This window comes from Nocardia sp. NBC_01329, from assembly GCF_035956715.1.
In the GTDB taxonomy this organism is placed as follows: domain Bacteria; phylum Actinomycetota; class Actinomycetes; order Mycobacteriales; family Mycobacteriaceae; genus Nocardia.
The window spans coordinates 1,065,460-1,091,506 of record NZ_CP108381.1 but is presented as its reverse complement, the minus strand read 5'-3'; the positions used below and the strand labels follow the sequence as shown (position 1 = coordinate 1,091,506).

At 68.7% G+C, this 26,047-nt stretch carries 26 protein-coding genes and 1 pseudogene; 9 read left to right on the top strand and 18 right to left on the bottom strand.

Features of this window, described 5'->3' with window-relative positions:
- Positions 1 to 46 precede the first annotated feature (46 nt).
- Together OG405_RS05130 and OG405_RS05125 are read right to left on the bottom strand one after the other, a co-directional pair.
- On the bottom strand, positions 47 to 1,450 hold the full coding sequence (locus OG405_RS05130) for an amidase (RefSeq protein ID WP_327150477.1): 1,404 nt from the start codon (positions 1,448 to 1,450) through the stop codon (positions 47 to 49).
- A 14-nt stretch (positions 1,451 to 1,464) separates the two neighbouring features.
- Positions 1,465 to 2,430, bottom strand: a complete 966-nt coding sequence (locus tag OG405_RS05125; RefSeq protein ID WP_327150476.1) for a D-2-hydroxyacid dehydrogenase — start codon at positions 2,428 to 2,430, stop codon at positions 1,465 to 1,467.
- Between the two features lie 107 nt (positions 2,431 to 2,537).
- Here OG405_RS05125 and OG405_RS05120 point away from each other — a divergent pair, with 107 nt between their 5' ends.
- From OG405_RS05120 to OG405_RS05110, 3 genes are read left to right on the top strand one after another with little or no spacing between them, the layout of a single operon-like run.
- Positions 2,538 to 3,257, top strand: coding sequence for a maleate cis-trans isomerase family protein (locus OG405_RS05120; RefSeq protein WP_327152219.1), 720 nt, complete (start codon positions 2,538 to 2,540; stop codon positions 3,255 to 3,257).
- A gap of 45 nt (positions 3,258 to 3,302) precedes the next feature.
- Complete coding sequence (locus OG405_RS05115; protein ID WP_327152218.1) at positions 3,303 to 4,034, top strand: maleate cis-trans isomerase family protein; 732 nt, start codon at positions 3,303 to 3,305, stop codon at positions 4,032 to 4,034.
- Positions 4,021 to 4,701: a GntR family transcriptional regulator gene (locus OG405_RS05110; protein WP_327150475.1), complete on the top strand. Its 681-nt coding sequence runs from the start codon at positions 4,021 to 4,023 to the stop codon at positions 4,699 to 4,701. The genes OG405_RS05115 and OG405_RS05110 overlap by 14 nt, the downstream gene beginning before the upstream one ends.
- Positions 4,702 to 4,711: 10 nt before the next feature.
- On the opposite strand, the gene truB is transcribed toward OG405_RS05110, so the two are convergent.
- The 11 genes from truB to rimP all read right to left on the bottom strand — a co-directional run bounded on the left by truB (position 4,712) and on the right by rimP (position 16,102).
- Entirely contained in the window at positions 4,712 to 5,611 is a 900-nt protein-coding gene (gene truB, locus OG405_RS05105; RefSeq protein WP_327150474.1) for a tRNA pseudouridine(55) synthase TruB, read from the bottom strand.
- Complete coding sequence (gene npt / locus OG405_RS05100; protein WP_327150473.1) at positions 5,611 to 6,279, bottom strand: 4'-phosphopantetheinyl transferase Npt; 669 nt, start codon at positions 6,277 to 6,279, stop codon at positions 5,611 to 5,613. The genes truB and npt overlap by 1 nt, the downstream gene beginning before the upstream one ends.
- 121 nt (positions 6,280 to 6,400) lie before the next feature.
- Positions 6,401 to 7,360: a metallophosphoesterase family protein gene (locus OG405_RS05095; protein WP_327150472.1), complete on the bottom strand. Its 960-nt coding sequence runs from the start codon at positions 7,358 to 7,360 to the stop codon at positions 6,401 to 6,403.
- A 70-nt stretch (positions 7,361 to 7,430) separates the two neighbouring features.
- Positions 7,431 to 8,780 carry an MATE family efflux transporter gene (locus tag OG405_RS05090; RefSeq protein ID WP_327150471.1) on the bottom strand — a complete coding sequence of 450 codons (1,350 nt, stop codon included), beginning with the start codon at positions 8,778 to 8,780 and terminating at the stop codon, positions 7,431 to 7,433.
- 98 nt (positions 8,781 to 8,878) lie between these two features.
- Positions 8,879 to 9,886, bottom strand: a complete 1,008-nt coding sequence (locus tag OG405_RS05085; RefSeq protein ID WP_327150470.1) for a DHH family phosphoesterase — start codon at positions 9,884 to 9,886, stop codon at positions 8,879 to 8,881.
- A gap of 12 nt (positions 9,887 to 9,898) precedes the next feature.
- Positions 9,899 to 10,339: a 30S ribosome-binding factor RbfA gene (gene rbfA / locus OG405_RS05080; protein WP_327150469.1), complete on the bottom strand. Its 441-nt coding sequence runs from the start codon at positions 10,337 to 10,339 to the stop codon at positions 9,899 to 9,901.
- A 93-nt stretch (positions 10,340 to 10,432) separates the two neighbouring features.
- Positions 10,433 to 10,723, bottom strand: a complete 291-nt coding sequence (locus OG405_RS05075; RefSeq protein WP_327150468.1) for a DUF503 domain-containing protein — start codon at positions 10,721 to 10,723, stop codon at positions 10,433 to 10,435.
- A gap of 122 nt (positions 10,724 to 10,845) precedes the next feature.
- The gene (infB, locus tag OG405_RS05070) at positions 10,846 to 13,857 is read right to left on the bottom strand and encodes a translation initiation factor IF-2 (protein WP_327150467.1); all 3,012 of its coding nucleotides are present in this window, start codon (positions 13,855 to 13,857) and stop codon (positions 10,846 to 10,848) included.
- A 108-nt stretch (positions 13,858 to 13,965) separates the two neighbouring features.
- Entirely contained in the window at positions 13,966 to 14,187 is a 222-nt protein-coding gene (locus tag OG405_RS05065) for a YlxR family protein (protein ID WP_327152217.1), read from the bottom strand.
- A gap of 266 nt (positions 14,188 to 14,453) precedes the next feature.
- On the bottom strand, positions 14,454 to 15,482 hold the full coding sequence (nusA, locus tag OG405_RS05060; protein ID WP_327150466.1) for a transcription termination factor NusA: 1,029 nt from the start codon (positions 15,480 to 15,482) through the stop codon (positions 14,454 to 14,456).
- Positions 15,479 to 16,102, bottom strand: coding sequence for a ribosome maturation factor RimP (gene rimP, locus OG405_RS05055; protein WP_327150465.1), 624 nt, complete (start codon positions 16,100 to 16,102; stop codon positions 15,479 to 15,481). Before rimP ends, nusA begins: the two co-directional genes overlap by 4 nt.
- Before the next feature lie 159 nt (positions 16,103 to 16,261).
- Here rimP and OG405_RS05050 point away from each other — a divergent pair, with 159 nt between their 5' ends.
- Together OG405_RS05050 and OG405_RS05045 are read left to right on the top strand one after the other, a co-directional pair.
- Entirely contained in the window at positions 16,262 to 16,825 is a 564-nt protein-coding gene (locus OG405_RS05050) for a hypothetical protein (RefSeq protein WP_327150464.1), read from the top strand.
- On the top strand, positions 16,822 to 17,256 hold the full coding sequence (locus OG405_RS05045) for a ferritin-like domain-containing protein (protein ID WP_327150463.1): 435 nt from the start codon (positions 16,822 to 16,824) through the stop codon (positions 17,254 to 17,256). The genes OG405_RS05050 and OG405_RS05045 overlap by 4 nt, the downstream gene beginning before the upstream one ends.
- Before the next feature lie 172 nt (positions 17,257 to 17,428).
- On the opposite strand, the gene OG405_RS05040 is transcribed toward OG405_RS05045, so the two are convergent.
- The 4 genes and pseudogenes from OG405_RS05040 to OG405_RS05025 form a co-directional block, all read right to left on the bottom strand.
- Positions 17,429 to 19,318: a hypothetical protein gene (locus OG405_RS05040; RefSeq protein ID WP_327150462.1), complete on the bottom strand. Its 1,890-nt coding sequence runs from the start codon at positions 19,316 to 19,318 to the stop codon at positions 17,429 to 17,431.
- Positions 19,319 to 19,406: 88 nt separating this feature from the next.
- Positions 19,407 to 19,595 (bottom strand): hypothetical protein, encoded by a 189-nt coding sequence (locus tag OG405_RS05035; protein WP_327150461.1) that lies wholly within the window; start codon positions 19,593 to 19,595, stop codon positions 19,407 to 19,409.
- A 113-nt stretch (positions 19,596 to 19,708) separates the two neighbouring features.
- Positions 19,709 to 19,942: pseudogene (locus OG405_RS05030) on the bottom strand (diacylglycerol kinase); the annotation flags it as partial.
- A gap of 51 nt (positions 19,943 to 19,993) precedes the next feature.
- On the bottom strand, positions 19,994 to 20,620 hold the full coding sequence (locus OG405_RS05025) for a TetR/AcrR family transcriptional regulator (protein WP_327150460.1): 627 nt from the start codon (positions 20,618 to 20,620) through the stop codon (positions 19,994 to 19,996).
- Positions 20,621 to 20,759: 139 nt separating this feature from the next.
- On the opposite strand from OG405_RS05025, the gene OG405_RS05020 reads away from it, so the two are divergent.
- Both OG405_RS05020 and OG405_RS05015 read left to right on the top strand, forming a co-directional pair.
- Complete coding sequence (locus OG405_RS05020; protein WP_327150459.1) at positions 20,760 to 21,062, top strand: SDR family NAD(P)-dependent oxidoreductase; 303 nt, start codon at positions 20,760 to 20,762, stop codon at positions 21,060 to 21,062.
- Positions 21,063 to 21,346: 284 nt separating this feature from the next.
- Positions 21,347 to 21,937 (top strand): TetR/AcrR family transcriptional regulator, encoded by a 591-nt coding sequence (locus tag OG405_RS05015; RefSeq protein WP_327150458.1) that lies wholly within the window; start codon positions 21,347 to 21,349, stop codon positions 21,935 to 21,937.
- 26 nt (positions 21,938 to 21,963) lie between these two features.
- Here the strand turns inward: OG405_RS05015 and OG405_RS05010 are convergent, their stop codons facing one another.
- The gene (locus OG405_RS05010) at positions 21,964 to 23,721 is read right to left on the bottom strand and encodes a proline--tRNA ligase (protein ID WP_327152216.1); all 1,758 of its coding nucleotides are present in this window, start codon (positions 23,719 to 23,721) and stop codon (positions 21,964 to 21,966) included.
- 159 nt (positions 23,722 to 23,880) lie between these two features.
- On the opposite strand from OG405_RS05010, the gene yaaA reads away from it, so the two are divergent.
- Positions 23,881 to 24,624 (top strand): peroxide stress protein YaaA, encoded by a 744-nt coding sequence (gene yaaA, locus OG405_RS05005; RefSeq protein ID WP_327150457.1) that lies wholly within the window; start codon positions 23,881 to 23,883, stop codon positions 24,622 to 24,624.
- A 149-nt stretch (positions 24,625 to 24,773) separates the two neighbouring features.
- Positions 24,774 to 26,045 carry a uroporphyrinogen-III C-methyltransferase gene (cobA, locus tag OG405_RS05000; RefSeq protein ID WP_327150456.1) on the top strand — a complete coding sequence of 424 codons (1,272 nt, stop codon included), beginning with the start codon at positions 24,774 to 24,776 and terminating at the stop codon, positions 26,043 to 26,045.
- Positions 26,046 to 26,047 lie beyond the last annotated feature (2 nt).

Here is a 26,047-nt window from a genome sequence, read left to right as displayed (position 1 = left end):
CGTGTCGACGCGGCGGGTGGGCTTATGTCATGCCTCGCCGTGCGGGTCAGCGGGCGGACAACACCGCCTCCGCGTACCGGCCGACCGCCAGCACGAGATCATCGGAGTGCCGCGGGCCGACGATCTGCAGTCCCACCGGCAGTCCGTCGCTCGTCTGCCCGGCCGGGATGCTCAGCGCGGGCTGCTGGGTGAGGTTGAACGGGTAGGTGTAGGGCGTCCAGTCCGGCCAGTCCGACATTCCGCTGCCGGGCGGGACATCGTGTCCCGCCGCGAAAGCGGGGATCGGGACCGTCGGTGTGATGAGGACGTCGTAGGCCGTATGGAAAGTACCCATGGTGATCGCCACCTGCGCGGCGACGGCACGAGCGTCGAGATAGTCGATGGCGGTCAGGGTTTCCCCGTACTCCCAGACTCGGCGCAGGCCGGGATCGGCATTGTCACGCGCGCCCGGGGGGAAGTTCGCCAGCATGGCCGCGGCGCCCGCGGCCCACATCACATCGAATGCCTCCCGTGGATCGGAGAAGCCCGGATCGACGGCCGAAACACGAAGCCCGGCGGTCTCGAGTGCCCGCACGGCGCCGGTAACGATCGCCTCGACCTCCGGGTCGGGTCGCACGTAACCGAGTGTCGGAGAGTAGGCGGCGGTCACACCGCGGACATCGCGCTGGATCTGGCCGCGGAAGGTCGTCAGTGTAGGCGCGAGCGCGGTGGGATCACGCGGATCCGCCAAGGCGAGAATATCGAGCAGCAGCGCGGCGTCCTCGACGGTGCGGGTGAGCGGCCCGCCGTGGGCCAGCGGCCCGAACGGGCTGGCCGGAAACAGTGGGATACGGCCGTGGGTGGGTTTGAAGCCGACGATCCCGCAGAACGATGCCGGAATCCGGACACTGCCGCCGCCGTCGGTGCCGACCGATACCGGACCCATACCGGCCGCGACCGCCGCGGCGCTGCCCCCGGAGGACCCACCGGCGGTGCGGGTGGGGTCGACGGGGTTGCGGGTGATCCCGGTGAGCGGGCTGTCCGTCACGCCCTTCCAGGCTATCTCGGGCGTGGTGGTCTTGCCGACCATCACCATGCCGTCCTCGCGCACCCGCGCGGCCACCGGACTGTCCACCGGCCAAGGACCTTCCGGCCCGACGCTCAGTGAACCGCGCCGGGTGGGCCAGTCTTCGGTGAGGAAGATGTCCTTGATCGAGATCGGGACACCGTCGAGCAGACCGCGGACATGCCCGGACTGCCAGCGGGCCTCTGATTCCTTGGCCTGCACCAGCGCCCGGTCGGGGTCGACCAGGCAGAAGGCATTGATATCGGAATCGCGCGCGGAGATGGCGGCGAGGACGGCCTCGGTGGCTTCGACCGGGGACAAGGTCCCGGCGGCGTAGGCCGAGACCAGTTCGACCGCGGTCATCTCGACGGGGTCGGTCGGTCGGGGGGTCTCGGGGTGGCTCATTCTGGGGCCCTCCTTCAGCCGGGCACATACCCCAGCGTTTTATCGACGACATTGTCCAGCGGACGACCTGCCGACCAACGGTCGAAATTGGCGGTGAACGCGGCGACCATCTCGGCACGCCAGCCGACGAAATCACCGGAACTGTGCGGTGTGACGCGCGCGGTGGGCAGGGTCCACAGTGGATGGCCGGACGGTAGCGGCTCCGGATCCACCACGTCCAGTGCGGCGCCGGCGATCCCACCGGACCGCAGCGCTTCGACGAGATCGTCGGTCACCACCAGTTCACCGCGTCCCACGTTGACGAAACGAGCGTGCGGCTTCATGGCACCGAACGCGCGGGCGTCGAACATATGCCGGGTGTGGTCGGTGAGCGGGGCTATGGCGACGACGTAATCGGCGCACGGAAGTTCGGCGTACAGATCGGTGGTCACGACACCGAAATCCGGATCGTCGGTACGGGCTCGGCGACCGACCGCGCGCACCCGCATCCCGGTGGCACGCAGCAGTCCGGCGATGGCACGGCCGATCGCCCCGGTCCCGACGACGAGTGCGGTGGACCCAGCGATACGCTCGGATTCACGATGCTGCCAGGTCTGTTGCTGCTGTAGCCGGTTGGAGCCGGTGAGATCCTTGGCGAAGTCGAGGATCTGACCGAGCACGTATTCGGCGATCGCGGTGTCGAAAACACCCCGGGTGTTGGTGACGACCACGTCGCTGGCGCACAGTTCGGGGAACAGCACGGTATCTACGCCGGTCGCCGCGACGTGCACCCAGCGCAACCGGTCGGCGGCGGACCAAGCCTCCGGCAACGCGGGAGTCTGGAAGTCGTAGACGAACAACACCTGCGCGCCGGACAGCGCGTCCGCCAGCCCGGCGGAGTCGGTGTACCGCACCGTGGCCCGCGCACTCACCGGCGCCATGAGGGCCGGATCGGGCGGTCGGCCACTGTGCACAACGGTGACAATTGGGCCCGATTCCATATTGACACGGTATGGTCACATCGTATGATTGTCAACAATCCGATCGTTCTCGGAGGTCTTCCCGGCTGAGTGCGAGAGGGGCCGCAGTGGAGTTCGATTTTCCCGATATGGAGGGCCCGGTCGCGCAACGGGGCATCGGTATCATCGCACCGTTCGACCTGGCGTTGGAGCGCGAGCTATGGCGCTGGGCGCCGCTCGAAGTGAGCCTGCACCTGGCACGCACCCCGTACGAGCCGGTGCCGGTATCGCTGGCCATGGCCGAACTGGTCTCCGATGCCGTCCACCTCACCGCGGCGACCCGCAATGTGCTGCACGTGGAACCCGAGGTCGTCGCCTACCTGTGCAATTCCGGCAGTTTCATCAAAGGGATCGAATACGAACGGTCCCTGTGCGACACGATCTGCCGAGCCGGCGCCGCGAACGCGGTCACCACATCCGGAGCCCTGCTCGAGGCCGTACGGCATCTCAATATCGGGCAGATCTCGGTGATGACTCCCTACGACGAACTCCTCACCGGCAAACTACGCGACTTTCTCGACGAAGCCGGATGCTCCGTGGTCCGATCCGAACATCTGGGCCTCGGCGGCGGTATCTGGAAGGTCAACTACCGCACCATCGCCGAACGCATCATCGGTGCCGACGACCCCCGGGCCGAGGCGATTTTCGTGAGCTGCACCAATCTGCCCACCTACGACATCATCGAACCGCTGGAAAAGATGCTGGGCAAGCCGATCATCACCGCGAACCAGCTCACCATGTGGGCCTGTCTGGGGCGGATGAAACTGCCCATGATGGGTCCCGGCCGGTGGCTGCTGGAGGTGTTCTGACCCATGTCCTCACCCGACGGAACCCGGATCACGAACGGAGCCACCATGCCGGTACCGACGATCGGTTTCATCTACCCCGACCATGCCGCCGAGGACGACTACCCACGCGCGGAGTCGATTCTGGGAGCGCGCCTGCCGGTCGCCCATATCTACGGCACCGACCTGCACGCCGTGCCCGAGTTGCTGGACCTCGGCAGCCCGGACAAACTCCGGAAGGGGGCGGCGCAACTGTCCGCGCACGAACCCGACGCGGTCGTCTGGGCCTGCACCTCCGGCAGTTTCGTCTACGGCCCCGACGGGGCGAAGGAACAGGTCCGCGGTCTGGCCGACGCCGCGGGTGTCCCCGCATCGAGCACCAGTTTCGCCTTTGTGGCAGCTGCCCGCGCACTCGGTGTACGCCGGGTAGCGGTGGCCGCGAGTTATCCCGACGACGTCGCGCGATTGTTCGCCGACTTCCTGGCCGATGCGGGGATCACGATCGTCGCGTTCCGCAGCGCCGGTATCGAAACCGCGGCAGAGGTCGGCACCCTCACCAACGAGCAGGTGCTCGAACTCGCCCTCGCCAACGATCATCCCGACGCGGAGGCGCTGCTGATCCCCGATACCGCCATGCACACGCTCGAGGTCCTGCCGCGATTGGAAGCCGCGCTCGGCAAACCGGTACTCACCGCGAATCAGGTCACCATCTGGGAAGGATTGCGGCTCGCCGGTGCCACCCCGATATCGTCTTCGCTGGGGGCGTTGTTCGCGGAAAGGTCTACCCATGTCGGTGGTTGATTTCGAGCCGGTCAATCAGCGGTCCACCGCCGAGATGATCGCGGACAAACTGCGCGAGGCGATCGTGCGTGGTGGACTGGAACCGGGGGCGCAGCTGGGCGAGGCCGATCTGGCCGCACAGTTCGGGGTTTCCCGGGGACCGGTGCGGGAGGCGATGCAACGACTGGTGTCGGAGGGTCTGCTGCACAGCATCCGCAACCGCGGGATCTTCGTCATCGAACTGACGCTCGCCGACGTCGTCGACATCTACCGGTCCCGTACGGCCATCGAGGGCGGGGCCCTCACCCTGATCCTCGACGACCGCCGCGAGATCGCCTACGAGGCGCTGGCACCGAGCGTCGCGGCGATGCTCGACCGGGCCGCGGCGGGTGATCCCGCGGGGGTCTCCGACGCCGATCGGCAGTTCCACGAGTCACTGGTGGCTGCGGCCGGTAGCCCCCGGCTGGTCCGTGCAGCGCGGACACTGCTGATCGAAACCAGGATGTGCCTCGGCGCCCTGCAGACCACGTACCCGGACCTGCGCGAACAGGCGCAGGAGCATGTGGCACTGCGCGAAGCGATCGGAGCGGCCGCCCCGCCGCGGGTGCATCAGCTGCTGCGCGACCATATGGACGACGCGGTCCAGCGGCTGCGCGCCCGGTATGCCGCGGAACCGATTCCCGGCTGACCGAGACCGATCAGTCGATCAACCCACGCGGTCGCACCACCAGCACCGGCGCCGCACGATCGCCCTTTTCCTGGAGCAGGGCGATCACCTTGTCATCGGTGGTGAGAGCGGCATAGACGCCCGCCTGTCCGACCGGTTCCAGCCAGCGTCCGTCCCGCAGTTTCTCCGCTTCGGCGGCACCGATCGTGCGCTGCGGAAAGGACAGCCGCACCGCGGTATCGATATCCAGGCTCGGGGCCGGATCCTCGGCGAGTTCCTCCAGCGTGCGCGCGTGCTCCAGGGTGAACGGCCCGACCCTGGTACGTCGCAACGCGGTCAGATGACCGCCCACCCCGAGCGCGGCACCCAGATCGCGCGCGAGCGCCCGAATATAGGTGCCCGACGAGCAATCGACCACCACATCCAGATCGACGGGTCCGTCATCCGGGAGAGCGCGCCGTTCCAGAACGTCGAACCGGGAGACGGTAACCGGCCGGGCCGCGAGTTTCACCTCTTCACCGGCACGATGCCGCGCGTAGGCGCGTTCCCCGTCGACCTTGATCGCGCTCACGGTGGCCGGAACCTGTTGGATCTCCCCGGTGAGGGTGGCGACGACCCGCGCTATCTCGGCGTCGGTGACCCCGCCGGCCGCCGCTGTGGTGAGCACCTCGCCCTCCGCGTCGTCGGTGGTGGTGGACCGGCCCAGGCGGATCGTCGCGGTATAGCTCTTTGTGGTGAGGGTGAGCAGCCCCAGCAGTTTGGTGGCACGCTCCACCCCGAGCACCAGCACCCCGGTGGCCATCGGATCGAGCGTGCCGGCATGCCCGACCTTCTTGGTACGCAACAGTTTCCGCGTCTTCGCCACGATATCGTGACTGGTGGGTCCACCTGGTTTGTCGACGATCAGCAGACCGCCCAGCAGATCGGCCATCAGCTGTGCGCGATCGCGGTCAGGATGAAACCGCCGGTTATCCGCCAGCGTCCGTCGAAGGAGGTCAGCGGTAGTCCGCCGTCACCGGCCTGCCCGGGAACCAGCAGTTGCGAGCGGAAGGTCCCCGATCCCGTGGTGTCGGTGGCTTCGGCCACGGCGAACGTGATGTGCGCGTCCTCGAAGCCGAGCCAGCGGGTGGTCAGCGGGAACCACGCCTTGTACGTGGCCTCTTTCGCACAGAACAGCAGCCGGTCCAGATGCAGTGCGGAATCGCTGGTGCGCAACCACTCCCGCTCGGCGGGCAGGCTCACCGAATCCAGCACACCCTCCGGAAGAGTGTCGTGCGGTTCGGCGTCGATCCCGATCGAGCGATAACGCATCCGATGGGCCAGCGCCGCACCACGGAAACCGTCGCAATGGGTGAGGCTGCCGACGATACCGCGCGGCCAAACCGGCGCGCCCCGCTCACCTTTCCCGATCGCCACCGCCGGCTCGCCCAGCTCGGCCAAGGCAAGGCGGGCGCAGTGCCGCGCGCCGATGAAATCACGGCGCCGCTTGTCCACCGATTTCGCGATGAGATGCGCTTCGGCCGGATGCGGCTTCAGATCCTCCGGATAGTCGAGCAACTCGGAGGAAGCGACACCGGCGGGCAGGATTGTCTCGATCATCGTCGCAGAGCCTACTGGGTGCGGACCGGGTGCCGCTGGGCGCTCCGGCCACCGTCGGCAACAAGCGTTCGACCGTCCCGGCGTCCGGCGGCGCGCTGCCGCTCCGAGCCCACCGGGCCCCTCATTCGAGGCCCCGGCGTCGCTGTGCCTTGGCGCGCATCTCCGCCGCGGCCGCCGCCATTTCCGGCGTCACCCGGAAATGACCACCCCATTCGTTCAGATCGCCCGGGGCGTACTCCGGGTCGGGCAGGATCTGGCGCAATAGTTTGTCGGGCATACCGCGTTTCTGCCATTCCCGGGGATAGCCGAGCGAGACCTCCTCGAACCGGACTCCGTCGTGGAAAGTGGTCCGTGGAATGTGCAGATGACCGTAGACAGCGCACAACACGTTGTATCGGGTGTGCCAGTCGGCGGTGTGCTCGGTACCGCACCACAGTGCGAATTCCGGGTACCAGAGCATATCCGTCTGCTCGCGTAGCAGGGGAAAATGGTTGATCAGCACCAGTGGCGTGCCCTCGGGCAGATTGTCGAGCTTGCGCCGGGTGGCCCGCAGCCGGGCAGCGCACCACGCGTCGCGGGTGAGGTAGGGATCCGGCGAGAGCAGGAATTCGTCGGTGGCCACGACATTGCGCTCCCGGGCGATGGCCAGACCCTCGGCTTTGGTGCGCGCCCCTTCGGGCAGGAACGAATAGTCGTAGAGCAGGAACAGCGGGGCGATGGTCACCGCGCCGCCGTGGGCTTCCGCACCCGCCCCGGTCCACACCGGGAACGGATCCTCCGGGGTGAGCACATCCAGATCCCGGCACAGCGAGACCAGGTAGTCGTAGCGCGCAGCACCGTGCATCTGCACCGGATCCTTGGCGGTGGTCCACAGTTCGTGGTTACCGGGCACCCAGATCACGGTGGCGAACCGTTCTCGGAGCAGTTTCAGCGCCCAGCGGATATCGTCGCTGCGTTCGGCGACATCGCCGGCGACGATCAACCAGTCCTCCGGAGAATCGGGACGGATGTCCTCGACCACCGGTTTGTTGCCCTGGTGACCGATATGAATATCGCTCACGGCCATCAACTTGGGTATCACCACACCCACCTTCGCATATCGCCTGTTCGGTCCGGTACAGACCTGCCCGACCGCCTGCCGTATTCCACGGTCACAACGGGATGTCGGCTCCGACGCGGATCCAGCGCCCCGATAGCGCCCGCCCGCTCACCGCCGCCAGCCGCAACAGCATGAACGCGATCAGGCCGCACCAGATTCCACCGATACCCCAATCGAAGGCCAGCGAGAGCCAGATCGCCGGCAGGAAACCGGCAAGCGCCGCCCCCAGCGTGGTAGTCCGCAGATAGGCCGCGTCCCCGGCACCCAGCAGCACCCCGTCCAGCGCGAACACCACACCGGCCACCGGGATCATCGCCACGAAGTACCACCACACCACCCCGGTCCGGTCCAGGACCGCCGCATCATCGGTGAACAGCGGCGGGAGCAGGGCCGCCCCCGCCGCGAACAACCCGGCCAGGCCCAGCGCGAACACCTCCGACCATCCGGTGACCCGGCGGGCCACCGCCCGCGCGCCGGCCGCGTTACGAGCGCCCAGTGCCGACCCGACCAGCGTCTGCGCCGCGATGGCCAGCGAATCGAGGGTGAGTGCGAGGAAATTCCACAGCTGCAGAACGAGTTGATGCGCCGCCACCGATGCCGCCCCGAATCGCGCAGCCACCGCGGCGGCCGATACGAAGCATGCCTGGAAGGCGAGGCTGCGGGCGATGAGATCGCGACCCAGGATCAGCTGTGCCTTCATCACAGACGGACGCGGCGCGAGTGGCACCTGTGCCCGGAGCAGCGCGCTCACGAACAGCACGCCGGTCACCGCCTGGCCCATCACGTTGGCCACCGCCGAACCGGGCAGCCCGAGCCGCGGCAACCCGGCGAGGCCGTGCACGAGAAACGGGCACAGCACCGCCGACAGTCCCAGGCCGAGGATCACATAGGTGAGCGGCCGCCGCGTCTGCTGCAGGCCCCGCATCCAGCCGTTCCCAGCCATGGACAGCAGGATCAGCGGTACCCCGAACACCGCGATCCGCAGCCATGCCAGCGCCTCGGCGGCGATCTCCGCATCCCCGGCGACGGCGCCGACGACAGGGACCGCGGCCACCTGCACGACCAGCACTATCGCCAATCCGATGGCACCGGCCAGCCAGCTCGCCTGCACGCCCTCTTCGACCGCACCGGGATCGTCCCCCGCGCCGTGCCGACGCGCCGACCGGGCAGTCGTACCGTAGGCGAGGAAGGTCAACTGCGAACTGACCTGAGCGAGAACCAGGCCCCCGACGGCCAACCCCGCGAGTGCCAGCGCTCCCAACCTGCCCACCACGGCGAGATCGAACAGCAGATAGACCGGTTCGGCCACCAGCACACCTAGCGTCGGCAGTGCCAGGCCCAGGATCCGGCGCGGTCCGGACTCCACCGCTGGGGCCGGTGGCCCGGTCACCTCCGTGTGCATCGTTCGCTTTCCGTCCGTACTCGCCCCACGCGCTACCCGATCCGCACCGGGAACCGGGTGTAGCGACTCACTGACACCTACCGTCGCCCGCTCGTACGCTAGCCCAGGGCAGCACGGAGCTGCGCCAGAATTTCCGCCGGCTCACCGTAGGTGGTGTACCCGGCCGCGTAGCGGTGGCCACCGCCGCCGAGATCCGTCGCGACTGCGGCCACATCGGCGCCGTCATCGGTACCGGGGCCGCTGTCCCTGGATCGCAGCGAAACAGTCCACCGCCGACGCTCGTCGGTGGGACGGGCTTCCTTGAACACCGCCGCGATTCCGGCCTCTGCCGTCGCGCGGACGATATCGACGACGCTCTCGGCCTCTTCCTGACGCACCTCCGCGAGGTCTGCGGCCAGGACGAACGCGGCGACCAGTCCGGTCCCGCCATGCGCCGCACGGTCGAGTCGGGCGGAGCCGAGCACAGTGGACAGCATCTGCAACCACTCGAAGGGGTGGGTGTCCATCAGGGTGCGCGTAATGGCGGCGCCGTCGATACCGGTGGCCAGCAGCCGTTCGGCCAGTGCGTGCGTGCCGGGTGTCACCCAGCGGAAGGAACCGCTGTCGGTGGCCAGGCCGGCGAACAGACAGTGGGCGATATCGGCGTCGATCGGTTCCCCCCAGGCGTCCAGCAACGCCGTGATGACACTGGCGGTGGATACCGCATCGGGATCGATCAGATTGATCTCCCCGAACCGGGTGTTGGACCGATGATGGTCGATCACCAGGGTCCGGGCCGCCCCGGGCACCCGGTCGGCGAGTGCGCCGAGCCGCCCCGCACTCCCACAGTCCACCGTGACCAGCAGATCGACCTCGGCGGGCACCTCGGCGGGTGGAACGAGGAACCGCAACCCCGGCAGCGTACGCAGCCCCGCGGCCGGCTCCGCAGGCTCGGCGAAGGACACCCGCACCGGCACGCCGCGGCGGTCCAGTACCGCCGCCAGCGCCAGACCGCTGCCCAGGGTATCGGCGTCGGGCTGGATATGGCACAGGACAGTCACCGAACGCGCGCTTTCCAGCGCCCCGACGGCCGCGGTGAAATCGACAGCGGGACCGGCTGTGGTCATATCTGCCGCGACTCAGTCGTCGTCTCGTGGTGTCTTGTACGGGTCGGCGTCGCCCGCGGGGGATGCCTCGGCGGCCACCCGCGCGACTTCGTCGTCGGCGGCCCGGGCCCGGGCCAGCAGATCCTCCATCTGCCGCGCCGCATCGGGCACGGTATCGAGCACGAAACTCAAGGTGGGCGTGAACTTCACCCCGGTACCGGCACCCACCTTGGAACGCAACACCCCTTTGGCCTTCTCCAGGCCGGCGGCCGCAGCCGGGTAGTCGGGTTCGGCGTCGACGGTTTCACCCATCACCGTGTAGAAGATGGTCGCATCGTGCAGATCCCCGGTCACCCGCGCATCGGTGACGGTGACGAAACGCAAGCGCGGATCTTTGATCTCGTATTCGATTGCCGTGGCCACGATCGCGGAGATCCGCTTGGCGAGCCGGCGTGCCCTGGCTTGATCCACCATGGCCGCTCCTTTCCTTTTCAGCGACGGTGGGACCGTCCGTGCGACAACGCTGCCGCACGGACCGCGTCCACCGCTGATATCACTCGCGGCCGGTCAGTCCTCGGGTCCGAAGACGCGCCGGCGTACTGCCAGCAACTGTAACTCCGGACGTGCCGCGACATGTCGCTCGCATCGATCGAGCACGGCCGTCAGATGGTCCGTTCCGGCCGACACCATCGCCACCCCGAGCAGGGTGCGTCGGTATCGGTCGTGTTCCCCCGCTTCGGCGGTGCTCACCCCGAAACGCTGGAGTTCGGCCAGGATCGGCCGGATCACCGAACGCTTCTCCTTCAACGAGTGCACATCACCCAGCAGAATGTCGAATTCGAGTGCACCCAGGTACACACGACCTCCCCGGTTGTAGCGACTTTCGGCCCGGCGATACCGCCCGTGTGGGCGGGTATCGCCGCTGCGTTGCCGATATCGATGGCCGGGCCGGACGGTGGATCCCGTCCGGCCCTGACACGTCAGTCGCGCGGCTTCTCGCGCAACTCGTAAGCCTCGACGATGTCGCCTTCCTTGATATCGGAGTAGGTCAGCGTCATACCGCACTCGAAGCCCTCACGGACCTCGGGTGCATCGTCCTTCTCGCGGCGCAGCGAGCTGATCGTCGTGGATTCGGCGATCACCATGTTGTCGCGCAGCAGGCGGGCCTTGGCATTGCGTTTGACGCTGCCCGAGGTGACCATGCAGCCGGCGATGAGACCGATCTTCGAGGAGCGGAAGATGGCGCGGATCTCGGCCCGGCCCAGTTCCACCTCTTCGTAGATGGGCTTGAGCATGCCCTTGAGCGCGCTCTCGATCTCGTCGATGGCCTGGTAGATCACCGAGTAGTACCGGATGTCCACGCCTTCGCGGTTGGCGAGTTCGGTCGCCTTGCCCTCGGCCCGGACATTGAACCCGATGATGATCGCGTTGGACGCCGACGCCAGGTTGACGTTGGTCTCGGTGACGCCACCGACACCGCGGTCGATGACCCGCAGCCGGACCTCGTCATCGATCTGGATCCCGAGCAGGGCTTCTTCGAGCGCCTCGACGGTACCGGAGTTGTCACCCTTGAGGATGAGGTTCAACTCGCTGGTTTCCTTCAGCGCGGCATCCAGATCTTCCAGGCTGATCCGCTTGCGGCTGCGCGCGGCCAGTGCGTTGCGCTTACGCGCATTGCGCCGGTCGGCGATCTGGCGGGCGATCCGGTCCTCGTCGACGACGAGGAGGTTGTCGCCGGCGCCGGGTACCGAGGTGAAACCGATGACCTGCACCGGACGCGACGGCAGAGCCGCCTCGACATCGGCGCCGTGCTCGTCCACCATGCGGCGGACGCGGCCGTAGGCGTCGCCCGCCACGATCGAGTCGCCGACCCGCAGCGTGCCGCGCTGGATGAGCACCGTGGCGACCGGGCCGCGACCGCGGTCCAGATGCGCCTCGATTGCTACACCCTGGGCGTCCTGGTCCGGGTTGGCCCGGAGATCGAGGGCCGCGTCCGCGGTGAGCAGCACGGCTTCGAGCAGGGCCTCGATGTTGATGTTCTCCCTGGCGGAGATGTCGACGAACATGGTGTCGCCGCCGTACTCCTCGGCCACGAGGTTGTACTCGGTCAGCTGCTGCCGGATCTTCTCCGGGTTCGCGCCTTCCTTGTCGATCTTGTTGACCGCCACCACGATCGGCACATCGGCTGCCTGCGCGTGGTTGATCGCCTCCACCGTCTGCGGCATCACGCCGTCGTCGGCGGCGACCACCAGGATCGCGATATCGGTGGCCTTCGCACCACGGGCACGCATGGCGGTGAACGCCTCGTGACCCGGGGTGTCGATGAAGGTGATGAGCCGTTCGGCATCGCCGAGATGGGTCGGTACCTGGTAGGCACCGATGTGCTGGGTGATACCGCCGGCCTCGCCCTCACGGACGTTGGTCTTGCGGATGGTGTCCAGCAGTCGGGTCTTACCGTGGTCGACGTGACCCATGACGGTCACCACCGGCGGACGCTGCTCGAGCTCGTCCTCGCCGCCCTCGTCCTCGCCGTAGGTCAGGTCGAACGATTCCAGCAGCTCCCGGTCCTCGTCCTCGGGGCTGACCACGTGCACGACGTAGTTCATCTCGCCGCCGAGCAGCTCGAGGGTCTCGTCGTTGACCGACTGGGTCGCGGTGACCATCTCGCCCAGGTTGAACAGCGCCTGGACCAAGGCGGCCGGGTTGGCGTCGATCTTCTCCGCGAAATCGGACAGCGACGCACCGCGAGCGAGGCGGATCACCTCACCGTTGCCACGGGGCAACCGCACGCCGCCGACCGACGGGGCCTGCATCGAATCGTATTCCTGGCGCTTCTGCCGTTTCGACTTGCGACCACGCCGGGGCGCGCCACCGGGACGGCCGAACGCACCGGCCGCGCCACCGCGGCCACCGGGACCGCCCGGCCGGCCACCGCCACCACCGGGACGACCGCGGAAACCGCCACCACCGGCGGGAGCACCGGTGCCCGCGGGAGCGCCGCCGCCACCGCGGTAACCACCGCCGCCGCCACCGCCACCGGGACGACCACCGCCGCCGCCACCGGGACCGCCACCGGGACGACCGGGACGACCACCGGCGGCCGGGCCCGGACGGGCCGAACGCTGCGGCATCGCACCCGGGGTCGGACGTGGCGGCATGGAGTTCGGGCTCGGACGCGGACCGCCGGGACGGGGACCACCCTGACCGGCCGGGGGACGCGCGCCACCGGGGCCGGGACGCGGGGCGTTCTGGCCGGGACGGGGACCGCCCTGCGGGCGCGGACCACCCTGCGCCGGACCCGGACGCGGGCCACCCTGGCCCGGAGCCGGGCGGGCGCCCGGCTGCGGACGTGGGCTCGGACGCTCACGTTCGGGCGCCGACGAGAACGGGTTGTTGCCGACGCGCGGGGTCTTGGGGCCGGGTTTGGGTCCCGGGCGGGCCGGGCTCTGGCCGGCAGCGGCCGGACGCGGCTGACCGGGACGCGCGCCACCGTCAGCCGGACGCGTACCGGGGGCTGCCTGCTCGGCTGCCGGTGCCGGTGCCTGTGCCTGTGCCTGGGGTTGTGCCTGGGCCTGGGGTTGTGCCGGTTCACGGACGGGAGCCGGACCCGGTTTCGCCGCAGGGCCGGGACGCGGACCAGCGGGCCTCGGGGCGTTACCGACGGCCGGAGCCGCGGCGGACTCGGCGGTCGGCGTGGTATCGGCCGGACTCGGAGCCGCGGGATTCCGCGGGCCGGGACGTGGACCGGGCGCCGCGGGTTTCGCCGCGGTCGACGGACCGGGGCGCGCGGAGGACTTGGACCCGTTGGATCCGGATTTCGCGGGCGCTGATTTCGCCGCGAACGATTCGCGGAGCCGGCGCGCGACGGGTGCTTCCACCGTCGACGAAGCGGACTTCACGAACTCGCCCTGCTCCTTGAGCTTCGCGAGTAGTTCTTTGCTGGTGACACCGAGTTCTTTGGCCAACTCGTGCACGCGGGCCTTGCCTGCCACTGCTCTCCTCACTGAGAGGTCGAGCAGCGCCTCCCGCCTGCTGGCGGGGACCCGCACGACCTCGGGTTAACTCCGATGGACGTTCATCGTTGGGACTTCACGGTGTGCTCATGAGTGCTCGTGCCTGTTCTCGAGGTGATGCTCAACGGCTGAGATATCCAGATGTCCGGACACTCGTAGTGCTCTGCCGATCGCTCGGCGCCGTACCGCTGTGCTCAGACAAGCCGAAAAGGGGTGCAGCCACGCACCCCGTCCGGAAAGTCTGCGCCGTGGATCGGGAACGATCGTGACAGCGTCCGCACCGTTTCCGGTCGAACACCCGCACGCCACGATCCGCAGCAGTTCGGGGACCGGTTCGCGTTTTCGGCAACCGACGCACGTCCGCACCGGGGCCGCCGGGCGCCGAAGCGCCGCCGACTCACCATCACGTTCGTGTGCGGTAACCGAAGACTCGGACCGAACCTCGCACCACTCTACCGCTGACCGATCGGTGCCCTCCAACCCCGCCCCCGATGATGTCGCGTGGGGCGCGTCGGTGCGACGTGATCGCTGGTCGCCGGACCGCGACCGCGCGGCGGCCGATCCACGTTCGGACGTCACCGGCGATGCGCCTCCGTCCGCACCGTCCCGCCGGCGTCCGGGGCCGCGTCGCTGCGGATATCGATCCGCCAGCCGGTGAGCCGGGCCGCGAGGCGAGCGTTCTGCCCCTCCTTGCCGATCGCCAGCGAGAGCTGGAAATCCGGGACGACGACGCGGGCGGCCCGGGCATCCGGGTCCACAACTGTGACGGAAACCACTTTCGATGGCGAGAGTGCGTTACCCACGAAGGTCGCCGGATCTTCGGCGTAATCGATGATGTCGATCTTCTCGCCGGCCAGCTCGCTCATCACATTGCGCACCCGCTGTCCCATCGGGCCGATACAGGCGCCCTTCGCGTTCACTCCGGAGACGGTGGAACGGACCGCGATCTTGGAGCGGTGCCCCGCCTCCCGGGCCACTGCCACGATCTCCACCGATCCGTCCGCGATCTCCGGTACCTCCAGCGCGAACAGGCGCCGGACCAGATTGGGGTGCGTCCGCGACAGTGTGATCTGCGGACCACGCTGACCACGCGAGACCCCCACCACATAACACTTGATCCGGTCGCCGTGCTCGTAGCTCTCCCCGGGCACCTGCTCGGCGGACGGGATCAGCCCCTCCGTGCCGTGCAGTTCGCTGCCGATCCGGACCACCACGGTGCCACGGGCATTGACACGCGCGTCGCGCTGCACCACCCCACCGACGATATCGCCCTCGTGGGTGGAGAACTCGCCGAAGGACTTCTCGTTCTCGGCATCCCGCAGGCGCTGCAGCACGACCTGCCGAGCGGTGGTGGCGGCGATCCGGCCGAAACCCTCAGGGGTGTCGTCCCATTCGGAGATCACATTGCCGTCGGCGTCGAGCTCGGTGGCCAGCACCCGCACGAGACCGGTGCGCTGGTTGATCTCGACCCGGGCGTTGGCCTGATGGCCCTCGGTGTGCTTGTAGGCGGTGAGCAAGGCGGACTCGATCGCGGAGATCACGGTCTCGATCGAGATCCCCTTGTCCGCGACAATCGCGCGCAGGGCTTCGATTTCGATGTTCATTCCATGGTCCCTTCGGTCGAATCGGACGCGGCGACAACAGTTCCGGTGAGATCCGCGGCGTCCGCTCCCGCGGGTGGGCGGCCGGCGGCGACGCCCCCGGCCAGTTCGAGTTCACGAGCGTTCGGCGGGGAGAACTCCACCTCCACCACGGCGCGGTCGATATCCTCCAGACCGACGGTCACCAGGCGCGGTCCGGGCCTTCCGCCCAGCACCAGCGCGATCCTGTCGCCGTCGAGAGCCCCGATCCGCGCGGTGAACTGCGCCGGCAGGGCGGGCTCCGGTGGCGCGACACCCGGCTTCAACGCGATCTCGGCCCTGCGCCCGCGAGCGCGGCGCCAATGCCGGGGGGCCGTGAGCGGCCGGTCGATTCCGGGCGTGGTCACCTCGAGCAGATATCGGGCGGCCTCGAATTCGTCGTCCGCTTCGTCCAGACAAGCCGACACCTGCGCGCTGAGCTCCGCGATGGTGTCCAGATCGGCGCTGCGGTCACTGTCCACGACTACCCGCACCCGGGTCTGCCCCGCCGCGGTCGAAACCTCGACACCCTCGAGATCGAATCCTCGACCGGCGACGAGTCCGGCGACGAGCCGGCTCACCCTCTCCTCGGTCGGCATGGGCATATGGGCAGCTCCTGGTTCAGTTGTCACGCGGACGGAATATTTATGTGCCGGTGACCTAGCGTAACGCGCCCCGAGAAGGTAAAGGACCAGCGGTCGGCGGTAAGTCCACCCGGTGGTGCCCGTACCGGGGTGATGCCACCGGTCTGGCACGATGGTCCGGTGACCGAGCGCGTTACCGACCGGCCCGCGGCCGGGTGTCCCCGCGGCCCCTCCTCCGACCGGTACGGCGGCGACCGCCGCGTGAATCGCCGTACAGCGCTACGGGTCGCGGGCGGCGGTACGGTCGGACTGTTCGCCACCGGGGCGCTCGTCGCGTGTGCCGAGAACCCGATCACCGAACCGGATGTGCTTGTCGCGCACGAGTTCTCGGCCCGGAGCGACGCCGCCGCAGCCACGGCCGCCATCGCGATCGATCCGCAGCGCACCGATGCGCTCACCACTGTCGCCGCCGAGCGCACCGCGCACGCGCAGGCGCTGCGCACCGAGATCGATCGGGCGATCGGTATCTACGGCGACGGCACGACCCCCGCCGTGCGCACCCCGGCACCCACCACCACGCCGGTCCCCGACGCACCACCGAGTATCGCCACCCTGCGCGATCAGCTGTCCGCTTCGCAGCGGGCCGCGGCCGATCTGGCCGTCACCCAGTCCGGCTACCGAGCCGGGCTGCTCGCTTCGATCAGCGCCGCCTGCGCGGTCCAGACGGGGGTGTTGCTGGTATGAGCGGTGCCGAACAGCAGGCGTTGCGCGGAGCACTCGACGCCGAATACGCGGCGATCTACGCCTACGGCGTGATCGCGGCCCACACGAGTCCGGAACGGCGGCGGACGGTCAATGAGCACACTGCCGCGCATCGCGCCCGCCGCGATGCCACCGCCGACCTGCTCACCGCCGGCGGAGCCGACGCCCCACCGGCGGAGCCCGCCTACACCGTTCCCATCGAGGTGATCGATCCCGCGTCGGCCGCGCAGCTGGCCATTGTGGTGGAGACCGATACCGCGGTGGCCTGGCGCGCGGTCGTGGAAAGCGCGGCCACGGAGACGACCCGGCGCACGGGTGTGGAGGCGCTGACCGAATCCGCCGGACGACGCGCCGTCTGGCAGACGGCCGCCGGAATCGCGCCCGCAACCGTAGCGTTCCCCGGCCGGCCCTGATGGGCGGCCCGGGTGGCCGGGGCCGGCCATTCGGTGCGGCCGGTGGCGGAGCAGCGACCCCGGGCCGCCGCGCGGAGAGTTCCGGATAGCGGAGGCCGATCCGAGCATTCGTCGCGCCGGGTAGGACCGGCAGCGGAGGTACGGACGCCCCGGATACACCGTCGCCGATCAACTACGAGTACGCCGCGACTCCGACCGGGCCCGTACCCAGGCACACCACCGATCCCGGCGTCCGGTTCCGGATGATCAGCGCCGAACCGCTGCCGGTGACCCGCGCGTAGACCGTATTCGCACCCGCTCGCACCGGAGCGTCGGCTCGGTCGCCGCGTTCCAAACCCACCGTGAGCATCGCGTCGCGGTCGGCGAAATAGTTCAGCTGGGCCGTCCATTCGTGGGCGATCATAGGGCCGTCCAGTGGGATGCGGACCGACTGCGCACCGCCGATCCGATAACCGCAACCCGGTTCCGGTCCCGGCAGGATTCCGCGGTTCCACCAGACCCGGGCATCGGCGAATTCCCCGGTGTCGGTGATCATGCGCAGGTGATCGGTGGCCGCGGCGAAGGCACCGGGCGGGGCGATCGAAGACAACACCCGGCCGGCCTCGTTCTCCGGGTAGGCGGTCGGGTTCAGCACGTTCCACGGCACTTCCTGCGGGAGCAGCGGTGACCCGTCCCAGTGCGCGAATTCCGATTTCACTGTGGCCACATAGTTTTTCGTCGGCCCCTCGGACCAGCTGCGGGAAAAACTCCAGGTCGACCAGAGGCTGCTCGATACGAACACCGCGACCACGAGAGTCACCGGTACCGGCCCACGCCACCAGGCCCCGCGATCACCGCCGACCCCGGGATCGGCCGCGGCGCCGCTCGTCGTCCGTGCGAAGGCCCGCAATATGAGCGCACCCGCGGCGGTGAGGACCACTGCGGTATCCGCCAGATAGCGCAGCGACATCATGAGTTCGTCGACGGTGTTCGGGCCGGCACGCATCAGCACCACGGGGATCTGCACCGCGGGTACGTACACCGCCGCCGCGAGCCAGACCGGCCATACCGCCCGGCGGGCCCGGATCGTCAGTAGAACCCCGACGCCCAGTAACAACCACGCCACCCACACCGCCCAGCTCGGTGCGACCGCCCACGGCGCGGAGGGCACCCACCGTTCCCAGCCCCACGGCCCGCCCAGCAACGCGGTCACCAGACCGGCCCAGGCTGCCCGGGGCAGCATCTGAGCCAGATCGCCCGAACCGCCCGCACTGCTCGATACGCCGGCCGCGGCCAGATAGAACACAGCCCACAGCGCGAGTACCGCGGCGGTGCCGCCCCAGAGACCCGCTCCGCGTCGCAGTACCTCCCGCACGCCGAGGCCCCGGCCGTCGACACAGCGCCGCAACAGCACCACGGCCAACGCCACGAACGCAACGATGACCGCCTTCTCGAAGAACAACAGTCCCACAGTCGTGACCACGACACCCGAGATCGCGTACCGGCGGCGTGCGGTGCGGTCCAGCAGCACCGCATCGGCCACCACCCAGGCGAGTGCGAACTGCAGAGGCAGCGCGTTGAGCGCGGCCGACCACCATGCGAACGCCGGCAACGTCAGCGGACAGAACAGATAGAACGCCAGCGGAACCAGCAGGGCTCGGCGCCGTCCGAGCAGCACCAGCAGCATGCGCAGTACCGCCAGCGAGGCTGCCGACTGGCTGAGGAGCAGGACTGCCGCGGTTACTCCCCAATCGAGCGGCGCGATGGCCGTGACCAGCCAGGACACCGCAAAGGCCAGCGGCATGAAATGCCCGTCGTGATCGTGCAGCAGCAGATCCCCGGACAGTAGCGGGAGAGTCCCGGCGCGACCGGCCAGGATCAGATCGTCCCAGTAGAAGTAACCGTGAACGGTCACCCACGCGCGGACGCCGAGTTGGATCGCGATGAGCACCGCCGCCGCCCAGAGCACGGTCGTTCCCGGGGCTCGCCACCGGCTCCGCAGTCCGGCGCCGATTCGCGCCGGGGGTGTGGCCTGGTTACGGATAGACGTTCGCTCCGGTGTGACAGCCGGAGCGGTTCCCATGTCGACCCACCCTACAAGCGACCCGGCCGGAGTACCGACGGATCGGTATTCCGGCCGGGTCGCGGGCGGCGTTCGCGGGGCCGGGCGGCTACTTGTCGGCCTCGGCGCCGTGCTCGGTGTCCACGCCGAGGTCGTACCCGCTCAGGTCCACGGCATCGGTGCGTTCGTCCCCGATATCCAACAGTTGCGCGACGGCATCGGAATCGCCGTGCGCGGCCCGTTCGCGCAGTTCGGTCAGGTTCGGTTCACGCGGACCGGACCGTTCGGGCTCATACATACAAGCGCACCTTCCCTGGGGGTTCGGCGCCGAGCCAGTGGCTCGCACGCTCCGCCATCCGAGCTTAGGTGCGTCACCGGATCGCCGCCGAATCAGCCGGAAGGATTCCACGGTCAGGCGGAATCGGCCAGCCCGGGGCCCGTGTACAACGGCAGGTCACCGGTGGTTCGGATACCCGGTTCGGCGGCCACGACGGCAGGTATGGCGTTGACCACCCGGCCGACACCGGCCAGGATCGCCGCGTAGTTGTGGTCGCCGTGACGACTGGACGGGCAGATATCCACCGCGTAGGCGGGTTCGCCGGTGATCTCCACCCGGTAGGACCCACCGGGTTGTGCGGGTCGGGCCTGGACGGCGGTCTGGTCACCGGAGTTCCGCACAAGTAACAGCAGGAACGCTCACGGACCGAAAGCCGCCAGGAAGGTTCGCACAGCGGCGGCGGCCACCCTGTCCAGCTCCGCCTCCGAGGGCGACGTGTCGCCGAACACCTGGCGCGCCCGCAGCGGGCCCGTGAGCAGCGCCATCCACTGCGCAGCCGCGAGGTCGGGATCGTCGATCCGCAACGAACCGGCGAGCGCCAGGCGTGCGAGCCGGTCCGCCAGTGCGCGACCGACCCGATCGGCCACATCGTCGACGAGATCGGGCAGGTCAGGGAACTGTCCGGCCTCGGCACAGACAAGTCGGCGCAATGCCCGCGATTCCGGCGCGCAGTAGCACCGAACCAGGGCGCCGCCCACCTCCAACAGCAGGGACTCGAGGTCCGCGCCCGGTTCGGCCAGCCGCTCGACCACCGCCGAGTTGGCTGCCAGCGCGGTGTCCGACAGTGATCGCACCGCGCGGCGGAAAACCTCTTCCTTGTCACCGAAATGGCTGTAGACGGTGGCTTTGGCGACGCCGGCGGCAGCCGCGATCTGGTCCATTCGGGCCTGCGCGTATCCGGTATGCGTGAACACCACGAAGGCGGCGTCGAGAATCGCCTGCTGTTTGTCGATACGGCCGCGGGCACGTGCAGAAGCCGGGGTCATATCGCTGATTCTAGACCCTTCAGTTGACATTTCCGGCCCCTCCGAACCAGAATATCGGCCTGTAGCACTAGACTGGCAAGTCTGAAATATTGATCTCTGCGGTTCGCTCCAACGACCGAACGGAGCATGCCGTGAAACTGTGGTGATCACCGGAGGGACCGACGGGATAGGCCGGGGACTGGCGACGACGTTCCTCGAACGTGGCGAGCGAGTTGCCGTCATCGGCCGGAGCACCGAAAAAGCCGCGGTGATGCACCAGAGCGGCAAGCTCAGCGACCCGCTCGCGTTCATGCAGGACACACCGGACGAGACCGGAGCCGAGGCATTCGATACCGGTGCGGCCGCCCGACTCGCCCTTTACCCGAGGAAACTTCTGACGGACGCCGGTTTCGACACCGGGATATCCGATAGCGCACTCACGGCTCCCGGTTCATCCGAGTAGCCCCCAGCGACCTCACCGACTGCCGGGCCCGCCGCGAACGAGCTCGGGTCGCACGGGTTCGACGCGACCGGAGACGACGTCATGCACCGCCGCGTCCCGCGTCCGTTCGCATTCGGCACACCGTGTCGTATTCCGTGGCCGGCGTGTACCCCGTACGCGAAATCGCGAGCGAACCGGGCCAGACCTTGCATCATCCGCTGCACAACACCCTCCACTACACAGATCTGTAAAGTTCCGATTCCTCTAAGATAGGTATACAGATCTGTGAAGGCAAGGAGTTGGTCATGTCCGGTATCGCGAACAAGACGGAAACCAAGCTGACCCCCGCGGCCCGGCGCATTCTGGACACCGCCGCCGAGCTGTTCTACACGCGCGGTATCCACGCCGTCGGTGTCGATACCATCGCGGCCGAATCCGGCGTCACGAAGCGGACCCTCTACGACCGCTTCGGGTCCAAGGACGGCCTGCTGGTGACCTACCTCGAAGATCGCGACCGCCGCTGGCGCGCACGCATCGACGCGCACCTCGCCGGAGAGACCGACCCTATCCGGCGGCTACTGACGCCCTTCGACGTTCTCCCCGAATGGCTGCCGGGCAGCAGCAGAGGATGCGGTTTCATCAATGCTTTCGCGGAACTGCCCGAACCCGATCATCCGGGCCGACAGGTGGTCGTCGCCGAGAAGACCTGGTTGCGCGACTTCTTCCGGGACCATGCCGCCGCCGCGGGAGCGGCGGCAGCGGACCGGCTCGCGGTGCAACTGCTCAGTCTGCACGAAGGCGCGATCATCAGTTACTCCATGACCGGCGAGCACGACGCTCCGGCCTCGGTCCGGGCGGCCGCACAACAACTCGCCGAGCAGGCCACGGCACGCTGAGGAGCCGCTCGACGAGTGGTACGACTTCAGCCCCGAATCCGCGCGAGCACCGTCTCGACGGCGGTATCGGCCGGAACGTCCTCGGTTTCCCCGGTGAACCGATCACGCAGTTCCACCTTGCCCTCGGCCCAGCCCCGGCCGATCACCAGCAGATAGGGCATACCGAGCAGTTCGGCGTCCTTGAACTTCACCCCGGGCGAAGCCTTGCGGTCGTCGAAGAGGATGTCGAGGCCCTGCGCGTTCAGCGCCGAGACCACCTCCTCGGCACCGGCCCGGGCCGCCTCGTCCTTGTTGGCGATCACCACGTGCACGTCGTACGGCGCGACCTCGGTGGGCCAGCGCAGACCCTTGTCGTCGTGCTGCTGTTCGGCGATGACCGCCACCATGCGCGAGACGCCTACCCCGTAGGAACCCATCACCAGCCGTACCGGCTTGCCGTTCTCCCCGAGCACATCGACCTCGAACGCGTCGGTGTATTTGTAACCGAGCTGGAAGATATGGCCGATCTCGATACCGCGCGCCGAGACCAGCGGGCCGCGGCCGTCGGGCGACATATCCCCGTCGCGGACCTGCGCGGCCTCGATGGTGCCGTCTGCGGTGAAATCACGACCGGCCACCAGGCCGACGATATGTTTGCCGGGTTCGTCCGCGCCGGTGATCCACGAGGTACCGGTGACCACGCGGGGATCGACGAGATAGCGGATTCCGTTGGCCTGCAGACCCTTCGGACCGATATACCCCTTCACCAGGAAGGGGTTGGCGGCGAAATCGGCGTCGGAGAGCAGTTCCACCTCGGCCGGTTCGACCGAGGCCCCGAGGCGTTTGTCGTCGACCTCGCGATCGCCGGGTACACCGATACCGATGATCTCGGTCTTCCCGTCGGGGTGGCGCAGTTTCACCATGACGTTCTTCAAGGTGTCCGCGGCGGACACCGGTCGGCCGTACCGCTCGGTGATCCCCGCCCCGTTCGCCCAGTCCACCAAGGTCGCGATGGTCGGGGTATCGGGGGTGTCGTATGCCTGCGCCTCGGGCTGTCCCTCGATCGGCAGCGGTTCCGGCGCCGCGGTGACCACGGCCTCCACATTGGCGGCGTACCCGGACTCCCGGCAGACGACGTAGGTGTCCTCGCCGACCGGGCTGTCGGCCAGGAACTCTTCGGAGGCACTACCGCCCATGGCACCGGAAGTCGCGGCGACGATCACGTACTTCACGCCGAGCCGGTCGAAGATGCGCTGGTAGGCCTCGCGGTGGGCGTTGTAGCTGGCCTTCAGCCCATCCTCGTCCAGGTCGAAGGAGTAGGAGTCCTTCATGATGAACTCGCGGCCGCGCAGGATGCCCGCCCGGGGCCGTTCCTCGTCGCGGTATTTGGCCTGGATCTGGTAAAGGGTGACCGGCAGGTCCTTATAGGAGTTGTACTCACCCTTCACGGTGAGGGTGAACAGTTCCTCGTGGGTGGGGCCGAGCAGATAGTCCGCGCCCTTGCGGTCCTGCAGCCGGAACAGGGCATCGCCGTACTCGGTCCAGCGGTTGGTGGCCTCATAGGGGTCGCGCGGCAACAGCGCGGGTAGCGAGATCTCCTGCGCGCCGATGGCGTTCATCTCCTCGCGCACCACCTCCTCCACCTTGTGCAGCACCCGCAGGCCCAGCGGCAGCCACGAGTACACACCCGGCGCGATCCGGCGCACATAACCGGCGCGCACCAACAGCTTGTGGCTGGGCACCTCGGCGTCGGCGGGATCGTCGCGCAACGTACGGAGGAACAGTCGGGAGAGGCGGGTGATCACGGTTGCCCAGCGTAGCCCCTGTGCGTTCACCGGCCACACTCGATTACCGACGGCGGGCACACAGTGACCGCGACCGTCCGGCCAACGCCACGACACCCCGAATTCGGGGCCGCCGGGGCAGGCGGGCCCGCCGGGCGACGACCGGTACCGTAACCGGTCGTGCTGGTGCTGCTCCCTCCTTCCGAAACGAAATCCGACGGTGGTTCCGGCGGCCCGCTGGATCTGTCGGCGCTGGCTTTCGGCTCGCTCACCGAGATCCGCGATCGGCTGGTCGGGGATCTTGTCATCCTCGCCGGTGATCCGGAGGCCTCCCGGGCCGCGCTCGGGCTCGGCAAGAACTCCGATGCCGAGCTCGCCCGCAACGCCGCGGTCCGTACCTCCCCGACCCGCCCGGCGCTCGAGCGCTACACAGGTGTCCTCTACGACGCGCTGGGCGCCGGGTCGTTCACGAAGGCGCAGCGCGCCAAGGCCGTGGACCGGATCGCAGTGGGTTCGGCACTTTTCGGCGCGGTGCGCGCCGGCGATCCCATCCCCGCCTATCGGCTGTCCGGCGGCTCGAAACTGCCGGGCCGGCCGACTCTGGCCGCCATCTGGCGTGACCACCTGGGCCCGGCCCTGCGCGCGGCGGCCGGCGACGAACTGGTCGTGGACCTGCGCTCGGGCACCTACCAGCAATTGGGGCGGGTGCCGGGGGCGGTCACCGCCACAGTGCTCACCGAAGCCTCCGACGGATCGCGCAGCGTGGTCAGCCACTTCAACAAACATCACAAGGGTCTGCTGGCCCGCGCCCTAGTACTCACCCGGGCCGAGCCCACCGATATCCGCGCTGTCGCCCGGGTCGCGAGCAGAGCGGGGCTGCGCATCGAGATCGCCTCCGATACCGAGCTGGTCGTCCTCACCTGAGAGGTAGGCCCCTTACCACCGATGACCCTGGCCACTTCACCCGGCTCCTCCGGCCCGGATACCGCCGCCGATCTTCCGGCCGTCACCTGGGTCGGGTCCGTGCCGGGCGGCTGCGGCGCGCACCGTACCGGGCCGTAGGCTCGAGCCTTGTGCCGCACACGTCAGCCGATACCGACAACCTGTCCGCCGGGGACTCCAACTACCTGGTGGGACTCGATCTGAGCGGGCGACGGGTCGTCGTCGTCGGCGGGGGCACCGTGGCACAGCGCCGGTTGGGCCTGCTCATCGCTTCCGGCGCCGCCGTCGAGGTGATCACCCGCGCGGCCACCCCCGCGGTCGAGGCGATGGCCACCGCCGGGCAGCTCACCCTGACCCTGCGCGATTACCGAAACGGCGATCTCGACGGCGCCTGGTACGCCATCGCCTGCACCGACGAGCCCGGGACCAACGCCGACATCGTCGCGGCGGCGACCGAACGCCGGATCTTCTGTGTCCGCGCCGATCACGCGCAATCCGGGACGGCGGTCACCCCGGCCACCGCCCGCTACGACGGGATGAGCCTCGGGGTGCTCGCCGGCGGCCGGCACCAGCGGTCCGCAGCGGTCCGCACCGCCCTGCTCGAAGCATTGCAATCCGGCGTGGTCACCGATGACGCGACGCCGATGGCGCCCGGAGTCGCGCTGGTCGGCGGCGGGCCCGGCGACCCGGATCTGATCACCGTGCGCGGCCGCCGGCTGCTGGCCCGGGCCGACTTGGTGGTGGCCGACCGGCTCGCCCCGCCGGAACTATTGGCCGAATTGGGACCGGATGTGGAGGTGGTGGACGCCGCCAAGATCCCGTACGGCCGCGCGATGGCGCAGGAGGCGATCAACCGGGCTCTCGTCGAAGGCGCGCGGGCGGGCAAGTTCGTGGTCCGGCTCAAAGGTGGTGATCCCTATGTGTTCGGACGGGGCTACGAGGAACTCGAGGCCTGTGTGGATGCCGGAGTGCCGGTGACGGTTGTCCCGGGGGTAACCAGTCCCATCTCGGTTCCGGCAGCCGCTGGGATCCCGGTCACCCACCGCGGTGTCACCCATGAATTCGTGGTGGTCAGCGGCCATATCCCGCCGGACCATCCGGATTCGCTGGTCGATTGGCCGGCGCTGGCCAGGCTGCGCGGCACCCTGGTCCTGATGATGGCGGTGGAACGGATCGAACAGTTCGCCGCAGTTCTGCAGAAGGGCGGCCGTCCCGCCGATACCCCGGCCACGGTGATCCAGGAGGGGACCCTGCGTGGCCAGCGGGTACTGCGCGCGACTCTTGCCGATGTGGCCGAACGTGTCCGCGCCGAAGGCATTCGGCCGCCCGCGATCGTTGTGATCGGGCCCACGGCCGGGTTCAGCGCCGTGCCGATAGCGGCCGCCGGCCGTCGGTTACAGTGACC